Below are 11,464 nucleotides of genomic sequence, written 5' to 3'. Positions count from 1 at the left end.
TCAAATGGCGTAGGGGGAGACATGACATCGGGCGAGAACCGGGCCAGGACGGCTGCCTCGGCGGCTGTGACGCTGGCCGCGTTGGCGCTGGCCGCAGGGTGCGCATCGGCTGGAGCGGGCTCCGCCACGACCACGTCGGGCGCAAAGGCAAGCACGAGCCCTGGCCCGGACTCCGCGTTGATCGACGGAACGGTGTCGTCGGCGACCCTTGCCCGGCTCGCGCGGCTGGCCGACGCGGCGGCGAGTGCGGAAGGCGGCGTGGCGCGGTCCGCCGAGGCGGTGCGTAGTACCCGGCGCGCCGCGAACCTGGCCATGGGCGGAGACGTCGTGGCCACCGATCCCGGCGAAGCGGTCTGGGCGATCGAGGTGGTGGGCAAGGCGCCTTTCGTGTGCGACTCATGCAGCGTTGCGCCGGGTGCGAAAGCGCCGCAGGGCACGGTCATCACGATGGTGCTCGACGCCTCCAGCTTCACCGCCACGGACTCAGGCCTCAGCGACCAAGTTCCGAATCTCGCCGCACTCGGCACCCCGGTGTCGCTCCCGGTGTGACGCGGGCTCAGTGGCCGGACTGGCTTTCCCAGATCTGGGAGACGAAGTTCCTTACGGCTGGGAACGCGAGGTCCGGGCGGTCGCGGAAGATGGTGTGGCGCGCGCCGGGAAGACGCACGAGGCGGGTGTTCTCCGCGGGCAGCCGACTGGCCAGTTCCTCGACCACGGGCAGCGGGCAGATGGGGTCGTCCTCGCCGGCGAGGACCAGCATGGGGCAGCTGATGGCGTTGAGCACTCCCCACGGATCGAAGATGCGGTTCTCGCGCTCGTAGTCGTAGGACGTTGCGACGTCCGTGCTTCGGACGGTCCGGGCCATCCACTGGCGGGATTCCTCGGCCCAGCCCGGTGTGCCGCTGTAGAGCGGGTAGCAGACTCGGTTGAACTCGGCCTGGCCGTTGAACTCAGCCTGGCCGTTCTCGGTGTCCCCGGCGTCCCCGGCGTCCCCGGCGAAGATGCGCTGGATGACGGCAGCTGCCTCGTCGCCGCCGAGGCGGCCGAACGCCTCGATGACGCGCTGCCGGTCCCTACGGCCGCCGGTGGTGTTGGCCAGGATGACGCCGCCGGGGTGATCAGGGAACAGCGCCGCGTAGGTGAGCGCGACGTCCCCGCCGAAGCTGCTGCCGAGGACGACCGGCTTGCGCAGCCCGAGCGCGTCACACAGCTGCCGCAGGTCATCAGCCCAGGTCCGCAGGTTCCAGAACTCTGCGCTGCTCTGATCGCTACGACCATGGCCGCGCAGGTCGAAGTACAGGATCTGAAAGTCTTCGGCCAGTGGCTCCAGGGCAGATTTCACCGTGCTGTGATCCAGGCCGGGGCCGCCGTGCACAGCCACCAGGACCGGGCGCTCCACCGTCGTGTCCCCCTGCGGGATGACTGACGGCCCGGATACGTCGAACCATAGGGATACATCACCAAGGCTGATACGCATGCGCCCTATGCTCAGCTATCCGCCCGGGCCGCGTAAGGGCTTCTACCGTCCAACTTCTACCGTCCACCAGCGGAGGGCTCTGTCGTCCGCCACTGGGGAGATCCGACTGTTCCTTGACAGTGGAGGACGGCGAACCGCCACGACCCGTCGGCGGACCGGCGGGCGACGGCCGTCGTCGTTCCGGTCGGCGAGATCCGGGTGCCGTCCGGCAACGTCGCCTCAAGGTCCCAATCGACGATGCTCAGGGCCGTGTCGCCGCCGATCAGGGTGGACCTGGGCTTGTTGGTCAGACGCGCCCGGGCCGCGATCGACTGGAGCGTCTCAGCGCGCAGCGCCTCCCGGTCGGTGAGGACTTCGCCACTGAAGGTGCGCATCGTCGCGTCCTGGTGGAACAGCGCGAGGACGGCGTCGGCGTCCCCGGCATTGAGCGCGTCCGCGTACGCGAACGGGAGGCGGGCCGGATCAGCGATCCGGGTGGTGACGGGTACCTGGTCGTTCATGGCCGACTCACTCCTCGTGCCGCATGAATGGTCTCAAGTGCGACCTACAGACCCTGCGTCAGGCCCGTCCATCCCGCGTCGAGTAGGGCGAAGACGCGGTCCAGCGCGGCCTCGGCGTCGTCGCGGCCTCGGACCAGCGCCACGGCTTCGAGGGCGAAGTGGGCCAGGGCCTGGCAGGCGGGGTCGTCGGTGGGCAGGCCCGTGTCGGTGGCGATGGCCGCGGCCAGGGCGTCCTCGTGGCGGAGCCACATGCGGCGGGCGTATTCGCGCAGCGGCGGGGTGGTGTCGATCAGGTGGAGGAAGGCGGTGAAGCGCGGGTCGGTGCGGATCCGGAGGGAGTGCTCGTCGCGGAGCGACTGGCGTAGGGCCTGGGGGATGGTTCGGCCGGCGGGGCGGTTGTGGACTGCGGCCACGAGAGCTGCCTCGCGGTCGGCGTCCTGGTCGAAGACCAGTGCCTCTTTGCCGTCGGGGAAGTGGTTGAAGAGGGTGGCCACGGAGACGTCGGCGGCTTCGGCGATCTCCCGTACGCCGACCGCGTCGTAGCCGCGTTCCAGGAACAGGTCGCGGGCCGTGTCCGCCAGGGTTTGGCGGATGGCGGCCTTCTTGCGTTCGCGGCGTCCGGGCTCGGTCACGGGCTCAGCCTAGGGCATCTCCGTCGATCGGATCAAAACTTAGAACCGTTCGACTTTTTGATCCGATTCACTTACCGTGGGAGGCATGACGACCACACCTCGCATAGCCATCGTCGGCGGCGGCCCCGCCGGCCTCATGTGTGCCCGCGTCCTCCAGCGGCACGGCATCGAACCGGCGGTATACGACGCGGACACCGCCGTGGACTCCCGCGACCCGGGAGGGACCCTCGACCTGCACGCCGACTCCGGCCAGATCGCGCTGGAGGACGCCGGTCTGATGGACGCCTTCCTGGCCCTGGCCCGCCTCGAAGGCCAGGCCAAGGCCCGCCGGGACCAGCACGGCACCATGCTGGCCGCGTTCACTCCGGCCGGGGACGACCAGGCGGCTCCCGAGATCGACCGGGGCCAACTGCGGACCATGCTCTACGAGCACCTGAATCCCGGCACGGTTCGCTGGGGGCACAAGCTCGTCCACGTGGCCCCGCTCGGGGGCGGAGCGCACCGGCTGGAGTTCGCCGACGGCCAGCAGACGGAAGCAGACCTCGTCATCGGTGCCGACGGCGCCTGGTCGCGGGTCCGCCCGCTGCTCACCGACGCGGCGCCGCAGTACCTCGGCGTCCAGTTCCTCGACGCCCGCTTCGACGCCGTCGACACCAGGCACCCCGAGGTCGCCGCGATCGTCGGCGACGGCCACATGTTCTCCACCGACAGCGCCGGCCGCGCGGTGATCGTCCAGCGCAACAGCAACGGCGTGGTCCGCGGCTACGTGGCCTTCCGCGCCGCGCTCGACTGGGACGTCGCGGCGGGCGTCGACGTCACCGACCACGAGGCCGTCCGCGCTCACCTAGTGCGGGAGTTCAGCGGCTGGGCCGAGGTCATGCGCCCGCTGATCACCGACAACGACGGCGACTACGTCGCGCGCAGCTTCTGGGCGCTGCCGGCTCCGCTGACCTGGAACCGCGTCCCCGGCGTGACGCTGCTCGGCGACGCGGCCCACCTGATGGCGCCCTTCGGCGGCCACGGCACGAACCTAGCGCTGCTCGACGGTGCGGAACTCGCGCACGCCATCAAGCACGCCATCCAGAAGGAGAGCAGCCTCGAAGACGCGGTCGCGCGCTACGAGGCGGAGATGTTCCCGCGCTCCGGGGAACTCGCCGCGGGCTCGAACACCGCACTCACGCGGTTCTTCGCCACGACTTCCGCGGACGCGCCGCACCTTCCGCCGGATCACCAACAGGAGCACGAGAACTACCAGGCCAGGGCGGCGGAATATCGGCGCCGGCGGGCAGCGGCCGATCGCTAGCAGACGACCGTCGGTCGGCCACAGCAGCTCGCCGGCAAAGGCAAAGGCACCGACCGTCAGTCCATCTCCTCCAGTTCCCGCAACACCTGCGCCGCCGTCGCGTCGTCAAGCTCGGACCAGGGCAACGCGTCGCGGTCGAACTCGGAGTCCTCGCCGGTCCCGCTCAGCCAGACCGCGGTGATGTACTGAGGCTCGGACTGGCCCGGCGCCCCGGCCAGGATCCCCGGCTCCAGCTCCAGCACCACGTGCCGATCGCCGCCCACCGGCCGTAGCGTACGGCGCCAGCGTGCGCCGTCGGCGAGCGAGCCGGTGGGGAGGGGACCGCGCTGCCAGCCGCGGGACTGGAGCCAGACGATCGCCGAAGCGGAGATCGAGGTCTGCGAACCCAGGTAACTGATGTGGGTCGGATCCGGTGTGACATAAGGCCGTTCGAGCAGCTTGGCGGTGCGATCCCGGTCGGTCAGGGCCGGGATCGGCCATCCCAGTTGCTCGAACGGTTGCAGGATCTCGTAGTCGGCGAAGAGCTCGGACCAGTCCCCCAGCGTCGGACCCAGATCTGCGGGGTGCGCGACGCCGATGCGAACCCCGGCCTCGGACGGGATCACGTAGTCGGTGTCGTGTGCGTCCGCATAGCTCAGGTCCTCGGCCACCCGGAACGAGCCGAGCACGTTCTTCTGCTCGTCATAAACGCCCCAGACCAGTCGCCGCACCAGATGGCGCATGACCGGATGCGCCACCAGGTAATTGGCGAAGTCCTCCGGATCCCATCGCCGCCGTCCGCGCATCGCCGACTCCAGCCGCTTGATCTGGTCCAGGGCAACGGTTCGGGCGCTCTTCTTCAGCTCCGTGAACTTCTTGTACGCCGCGTCCGCCAGCTCCGGGTCGTCGTTCTTCCCGGGCTTCGGCAGTGCCTTCACCGGATCGCCGGCCTCGTCGCGGACCACCGGGCGCAACAGCTCGTCGAACCCGATGACGAACCGGCGCGGCCCGTAGTCCAGCACCAGCGTGCCGTCCGGCCCCAGGCCGAGGTCCGGAACCACCCGATCGGCCAACGCGGGCGCCGACAGGTCCATCGCCTCGGCGATGGCGTCGAACTGCTCCTGCGCGGTCTTCCTGGTCAGCGCATGCCGGCCCTTCACCGCGTAGGTGTGCAGCGTCGTCAAGGCCCGGTCTCCGCCGATCGCGGCCAGTACCTGGAACTCGTCCCCGACAGTGTTCTCGCCGATCTCGTTCTGCTCCCGCAGCACGGGAAGCAGCCGCTCGACGATGCTCGCGTCTCCGAACGCGCGCAGCGCGGGCAGGCCGGTCTCGCGCGCGGCCGTATACAGCGACCACGCGAACTCGGCCAGCGAGTCGGCGTCGCAGACCGCTTTGACGGTCTCCAACCCGGCGTACGGCTCGTCCGGCGTCGAGATCATCAGCATGTCGACGACGGCCTGCACGGCGCTCTGCGGCAGCGCGGTCCGGCCGTCCCGCAGCCGGATCGGGGCCAACAGCGCGGCCCGGGCGGCCGGCGGCGGTGTGGGCATGGTGCGCGGGAAGGCGCCCAGCCCGTCGTCGGCCAGCAGTTCCTTGACCGCCTGGCCGACCTCGGCGCCGTAGGTGCGGGTCGCGATCGCCGGCACGTCGGCACCGGCCGCCTCGACGCTCCGCAGCATCGCCTCGGCGCCGCGGCGGAACTTGCCCCGCTTGCCCAACGCCGTCGGCAGCACGCACCGCGCCGCCGCCTCGGGATGCCGGCGCAGCCAGTCCGTCGCCGCGCCCTGCACGCTGCGCAGCCGACTCGCGCCGTCCACCATCAACGCGGCGATCTCCGGGTTCGCGAACGGCAGCAGCAGCCGCGCGCGCAGCGCAGGCCGCCGTTCGATGCCGAGAATCGCAGGCAGTGCGAGGGTTTCGTACCGCGCGACGAAGGCCAGGACCCGGTCGTCGTCCGACTTGATCACCGGCCGCCAGCCCTCGGTCAGCAGCGGACGGACCAGGTCGTCCGGTCCGTGCGCGGCGAAGTAGAGCGCGGTCAGCTCGTCGGCCGTGCGCTCGGCTATCTCTTGCAGCAGGCCCGACCAACCCTCCTGCGGCGCCCAGCCGGCGTCCTGCGGGCCCAGCCAGCGCTCGCGCTCGCCGGGCTCCCAGCCGACTTCGGTGTCGGACGGCGGCACCAGGGCCTCGACCGTGATCAGCCTGGCGGGCTTGCGTTTCCGATCGCGCCACGGCGGCACGGCGAGAATCGCAGGGAGTTGAGACATGAGCGCGGCGTTGTCAGGATCATCGGGAAGCAGTGCGCTGACACGCTTGTCGCCGACCGGGCTCAAGTACGCCTGCTCCGCGCGCGCGAACTCCGGATCGGCGCGGACGACCTCGGTCAGGACCGCGGTGGCGATCTCCCCCGTTTCGCCCCTGGCCGGATCGACTTCAGCCGGGTCGACTTCAGCCAGAACTTGCAAGGCCCGCCTCGGGAATCGCGCCACGGCTTCGTGCAATCGGGTCAGTACCCTGGCGTCCCCGGCCCGCTCCAGCAACGCCGATATCGCCTCGGCGCTCGGGATCCGCGCGACCAGCTCCAGCACCCGATCGTGGACGGCGCAGGGGCCGCCGGGCTCACAGCGATGGCCGCCGTCGAGCCAGGCGAGCAGGAACGGCAGGGCGCCGGCGCCGACGTAGGTCAGGAACGTGAACTCGATGTCGAGGTCGCCGCACCACTCCCAGGATTGCTCGCGAAAGGCCGGGCCGAGCTCCACAGCGTGCTCCGCACTACGGATCCCAGGAAGAAAGGCGACGGCCGGAAGAAGCCCCTGGAGCGCGGCGTACCGGTCGTCCCGGCCCCAGAGCCCCTCTTCGGGGAACAGGAAGCCGGTCAGGGTTCGATGAAAGCCGGTGGGATCGTCTTCCCGTAGCCGGGCCGCAGCCTGTTTGGCGTCGACGTGGTCCGGGCCCGGAACCCGGCGCCGGAGCTCCAGCAGGCGCCTCAGGTGCGGCCAGACGTCGAGCAGCATCGGCGCCTGCTCGGCCCGTCGCAACCGGACCGCGCCGGGCTCGCTGGCCAGGTGGCAGAAGTGTGCGAATGCCTCCAGCGCGAAGGCCAGATCCCTTGCGCACTCCCAGATCTCGACCTCGGCGACGGCGCCGCCCGCGCCCTCCGCAACCGTGGCGACCGCCGCGTGGGCCGCGTCCGCCGCATCCGAGTACCCACCCGCGCGGATCACCGCCGCCACCAACGCCGCCTGCCGCGGGGTCTGGGCCGCGAGGTCGAAGACGTCGACGTCGGCGAGCTCCGCGACCAACTCCGGATCGCTGTGCGGCGAAGTCCGCGCCTGGTCGATCAGGTGCTGGAGACCGGGATCCCGTTCCTGACGCCGGGCCAGCACCCGCTCAGCCCCGCCGCGATCGATCTCGGGCCGCTTGCCGATGGCGAACCGGAAGCGGTCGACGACCGTGCGGCCGTCGTAGACCGACGGCAGTGTGAAGTCGTCCTCGGAGTTCCGGTGCAGCCTTCCGATCGTGGTGTACGTCATCGCCCCGGGCCGCCTCTTTCAGATCACACGGAATCTTGCGAAGCTGCCATCGTAGGAACCAGAACCCACACCCATACGCACACCCGCGCCCGGCGCCTCACCGTCCCGCGCGCTGATACCGCCGCACCGCGAGCGGAACGCACACCCCGAGGATCACCACGGCCCACATCAGCGCCGCCGGAACCGGGTGCTGCATCGGCCAGGCGTGGCTGGTGACCGCGCCCGGGCTGCCGAACAGGTGGCGGGCCGCCTGGGTCAGGGAGGAGACCGGGTTCCAGTCCGCGATGACGCGGAGCCAGGCCGGCATGCCGGTGGTCGGGACGAAGGAGTTCGAGAGCATGGTCACCGGGAAGACCAGGGGCGTCATCCGGTCCGCGGTCGACTCGTTCTTGAACATCAGCCCGAGTAGGACGCCGACCCAGTGCAGCGCGTACGCGAACAGCAGGATGAGCCCGAAGGCGGCGAGCGCCGAGCCGGCCCCGTCGTGCATGCGCCAGCCCACGACCAGGCCGACGACCGACATGATGGCGAATCCGAGGACTGACATGATCAGGTCGGCGCCGGTCTGGCCGAAGGGGACCGCGGAGCGGGCCATCGGCATGGAGCGGAAGCGATCCATCACGCCTTTGCCGTTGTCGGCCGCCACCTTGTTCATCGTCACGATGACCGAGAAGGTGGCGGTCATCGCGAACATGCCGGGCATCAGGAAGTCGCGGTAGTCGCCGCCGCCGGGGACGGAGATCGCGCTGCCGAAGATGTAGCCGAAGATCACGACCATGATGATCGGGAAGAGCACCGCGCCGACGATCTCGCCGGGGGCGTGGCGCATCTGGGACAGGTTGCGCAGGACGATGGCCCGGCCGTCGCGCAGCGCCAGGACGGCGCGGCCGAACGGGGTGTCGGCGGTGCGCGCCGGGCCGACGGTCAACGGGGTGCCGGTCTGGGCGGTCCCGGTCTGGGCGGTCATCGGTTCACGCTTCCTTCGAGGGCGTCGGCCGGGGTGCGGTCCGAGGCGTCGGCCGGGTTCGCGTCGGGGTCGGCCGACGCCGCGTTCGGGGCATCGGCCGAAACGCCGGCCTGGCTGCCGGTCAGCGTGAGGAACACCTCGTCCAGGCTCGGCGTGTGCAGGAGGACGTCCTCGGCCGCGATCCCGGCGGCGTCGAGTCCGCGGACTATGGCCGGGACCTTGAGCGCGGGGTCGCAGGCCCCTTCGATCGTGTGCGGGAGGCTCCCGGGTCCGGCCGGGGATCCGGTCAGTTCGGCCAGCAGCCGCGCGGCGTGGGCCGGGTCGGCGTCGGCGGCGAGTTGGACGCGCACCCGGGTGCCGATCGCCGACTTCAGCATGCCCGGGGTGCCGTCGGCGACCACGCGGCCGTGGTCGACGATGGTGATGCGGTCGGCCAGCTGGTCGGCTTCGTCGAGGTACTGGGTCGTCAGCAGCACGGTCGTGCCCTCGGCGACGAGTTGGCGCACGGTGGCCCAGATCTCGTTGCGGCTGCGGGGATCCAGACCGGTCGTCGGCTCGTCCAGGAACAGCAGCCGCGGCGAGACGATCAGGCTGCTGATCAGGTCCAGCCGGCGCCGCATGCCGCCGGAGTAGGTCGAGACCAGCTTGTCGGCGGCCGCCGCGAGGTCGTAGTGCGCCAGCAGCTCTGTGGCGCGGGCCTTGGCGTCGCGTTCGGTCAGCCGGGAGAGCCGGCCGAACATCAGCAGGTTCTCGTAGCCGGTGAGCTTCTCGTCCAGGGCGGCGGATTGGCCCGCCAGCCCGATCACCGAGCGGACCCGGGCCGCGTCGCGGACCACGTCGAATCCGGCGATGGTCGCGCGGCCGGCGTCCGGCCGGGTGAGCGTGGACAGGATGCGCAGCATCGTGGTCTTCCCGGCGCCGTTGGGGCCGAGCAGGCCGATGATCGATCCGTTCGGCACGGTCAGGTCCACGCCGTCCAGGGCCTGGGTGGTCCCGAACCGTTTGCGGAGCCCTTCGGCTTCCAGCAGTGTCTCCGGCATCGCCCCTCCTATGGGTACGTCGTACGCATCGGAGGCTACCTTATGCGTTCACCGTACGCAATGACTACGATGAGGGCATGCCCGACCAGGACGACGCCGTCATCTGGCTGCGGCCCGAGGTGACCGGCCGCGGCCGGGTGCCCGGCTACAGCCGCGCCCAGATCGCCAAGGCCGCGATCGCGGTGGCCGACGCCGAGGGCCTGGAGGCGGCCTCGATGCGCCGGGTGGCCACCGAGATCGGCGCCGGCCCGATGTCGCTGTACCGCTACGTCCGGAACAAGGACGAGCTGCACCTGCTGATGACCGACGAAGTGCTGCGCCAGGACTGGCCGCGCTGGGCGACCATGCCGGAGCCGGACTGGGAGCAGACGCTGCGGCGCATGGCGCACAACCTGCGTGCCCTGGTGCTGGCCCACCCCTGGTGGGCAGAGGTGATGACGCGCGGGCCGGTCTTCGGGCCGACCATCATGCGCATGGTCGACGTGACCCTGGCCGGCCTGGACGGACTCGGCCTGGACATCGACGAGATGATGGACGTCGCCGAGATCATCCGGACGTTCGCGATCGGGCACGCCCAGCAGGAACACCACGCGGCCCGGGCCATGGCGGCGACCGGCAGTGCCGACCACGCGAACATGGCCCCGGACTGGATCCCGTATGTCATGTCGGTGATCGAGTCCGGTGAGTACCCCTACGTGCGGCGGGTCGTGCTCGACGCCAGTTCGCCGCACGAGTCCGATTCGGGAGTGCTGTTCGACCGCGCGCTCGGCCGGCTCATCGCCGGAATCGCCGCGACGCTGCCGGAGGCTTGACGCGCCGTCACACGGTGGCCAACGCCTCGGTCGGCGGCAGCCGGGAGGCCCGCACCGCCGGATGCACCCCGGCGAGCACGCCGACCACGAGCGCCGCGCCGACGCCGCCGACCACGGAGGCGACGGGGATGACGGCCGGCCAGTCGCGGGACATGGCATAGCCGGCGGTGCCCAGGGTGCCCACCGCGGCGCCGGCGAGGCCGCCGAGAAGGCACAGCAGGACGGATTCGGTCAGGAACTGGCCTCGGATCTGGCGCCGGGTGGCGCCCAGGGCCCGGCGCAGGCCGATCTCCCGGCGCCGTTCGAGCACTGACACGATCATGGTGTTGGCCACCCCGACCGCGCCCACCAGCAGGGCCACCCCGGCCAGGCCGAGGAACAGCCCGGACAGCGCGGTCTCGGTCAGGCGCTTGGCGGCCAGGGCGGCGGAGGGCTGGCTGACCACGATCTGGCCGGGGTTCTGCGGGAACACCGTCGCGGCGAGGACGGACTGGACCGCGTCGATCTGGGACTCCTGGACCCGGGCGTAGATCTGCGTCGGGTGCCCGTCGAAGGCCAGGTAGTGGCGGGCGGCGTCCCAGCCGACGACGACGGCCTGCTGCACCTCCGGGGCGAGCGGGCTGGCCGCGAAGACGCCGACCACGGTGAAGGCCTGGGAGCCGATCCAGATCTGCGGGGCGGGCTGGCCGGGCGGGAGCGTGGTGATCCCCAGCCAGGTGGCGGCCACGGAGCCGAGGACGACGGTCGGGAACGCCTCGTCCGACGGCGTGAGGTAGCGGCCGGCGGCCAGGTCGGCCCCGATCACCGCGGGCAGATCGTAGCCCTGGGCGGCCAGGGCGATGACGCCGGAGCTCTCCTGCGCCGGAATGGCCTGCGAACGGCGCACCTCGGCCTGCGTGTTGCCGACCGCGCTGACCCGCTGGACCGGCGGGATCCTGGCGACCATGGCCGGGGCCGACGCCGGAACCGGCGGCAGGGTCTGGGTCTGCTGGTCGACCGTGGCCTGGGCGGTGAGCAGGTTCGTGCCCAGGGCGGAGAGCTGCTCGGTCAGGGCGCGCTGGGAGGACGCCGGGATACCGACGACCATGATGACGGTCGCGATCCCGATCGAGATGCCGAGCGAGGACAGGACGGCGCGCAGCTTGCGGGTGCGGGGGCCGAGCAGGCCGAGCCCGAGGACGTCGCCGGGCTTGAGGCGGACGGTGGGGCGGACAGTGGGGC

At 71.2% G+C, this 11,464-nt stretch carries 10 protein-coding genes; 3 read left to right on the top strand and 7 right to left on the bottom strand.

The genetic code is table 11. The features are described 5' to 3' along the window. The first annotated feature begins 21 nt into the window (after positions 1–21). Positions 22–549 carry a hypothetical protein gene (locus IZR01_RS05190; protein ID WP_194923082.1) on the top strand — a complete coding sequence of 176 codons (528 nt, stop codon included), beginning with the start codon at positions 22–24 and terminating at the stop codon, positions 547–549. A 7-nt stretch (positions 550–556) separates the two neighbouring features. Here IZR01_RS05190 and IZR01_RS05185 read toward each other — a convergent pair whose 3' ends face one another. From IZR01_RS05185 to IZR01_RS05175, 3 genes are read right to left on the bottom strand one after another with little or no spacing between them, the layout of a single operon-like run. Then, entirely contained in the window at positions 557–1,477 is a 921-nt protein-coding gene (locus IZR01_RS05185) for an alpha/beta fold hydrolase (RefSeq protein WP_194923081.1), read from the bottom strand. Between the two features lie 56 nt (positions 1,478–1,533). After that, a complete protein-coding gene (locus IZR01_RS05180) occupies positions 1,534–1,977 on the bottom strand; it encodes a YybH family protein (protein WP_194895650.1) in 444 nt (147 codons plus the stop codon). Between the two features lie 44 nt (positions 1,978–2,021). Continuing rightward, positions 2,022–2,609, bottom strand: a complete 588-nt coding sequence (locus tag IZR01_RS05175) for a TetR/AcrR family transcriptional regulator (protein WP_194895651.1) — start codon at positions 2,607–2,609, stop codon at positions 2,022–2,024. 85 nt (positions 2,610–2,694) lie between these two features. Between IZR01_RS05175 and IZR01_RS05170 the strand changes: the two genes are divergently transcribed. Further along, on the top strand, positions 2,695–3,912 hold the full coding sequence (locus IZR01_RS05170; protein ID WP_194923080.1) for an FAD-dependent oxidoreductase: 1,218 nt from the start codon (positions 2,695–2,697) through the stop codon (positions 3,910–3,912). A gap of 56 nt (positions 3,913–3,968) precedes the next feature. Here the strand turns inward: IZR01_RS05170 and IZR01_RS05165 are convergent, their stop codons facing one another. The 3 genes from IZR01_RS05165 to IZR01_RS05155 all read right to left on the bottom strand — a co-directional run bounded on the left by IZR01_RS05165 (position 3,969) and on the right by IZR01_RS05155 (position 9,431). Continuing rightward, positions 3,969–7,424 (bottom strand): DUF4132 domain-containing protein, encoded by a 3,456-nt coding sequence (locus IZR01_RS05165; protein ID WP_194923079.1) that lies wholly within the window; start codon positions 7,422–7,424, stop codon positions 3,969–3,971. A gap of 97 nt (positions 7,425–7,521) precedes the next feature. After that, entirely contained in the window at positions 7,522–8,391 is an 870-nt protein-coding gene (locus IZR01_RS05160; RefSeq protein WP_194895654.1) for an ABC transporter permease, read from the bottom strand. Further along, positions 8,388–9,431 (bottom strand): ATP-binding cassette domain-containing protein, encoded by a 1,044-nt coding sequence (locus IZR01_RS05155; RefSeq protein ID WP_194923078.1) that lies wholly within the window; start codon positions 9,429–9,431, stop codon positions 8,388–8,390. The genes IZR01_RS05160 and IZR01_RS05155 overlap by 4 nt, the downstream gene beginning before the upstream one ends. Positions 9,432–9,508: 77 nt before the next feature. Between IZR01_RS05155 and IZR01_RS05150 the strand changes: the two genes are divergently transcribed. Beyond that, entirely contained in the window at positions 9,509–10,243 is a 735-nt protein-coding gene (locus IZR01_RS05150; RefSeq protein ID WP_194895656.1) for a TetR/AcrR family transcriptional regulator C-terminal domain-containing protein, read from the top strand. Between the two features lie 7 nt (positions 10,244–10,250). Here IZR01_RS05150 and IZR01_RS05145 read toward each other — a convergent pair. After that, positions 10,251–11,464 (bottom strand): ABC transporter permease (locus tag IZR01_RS05145; RefSeq protein WP_228558939.1); only part of this gene is annotated, 1,214 nt, incomplete at its 5' end.

It is taken from the genome of Catenulispora pinisilvae, from assembly GCF_015356865.1.
Classification (GTDB): Bacteria; Actinomycetota; Actinomycetes; order Streptomycetales; family Catenulisporaceae; genus Catenulispora; species Catenulispora pinisilvae.
Note: the sequence above shows the minus strand (reverse complement) of the source record. Positions and strands in the feature narration are given on the sequence as shown.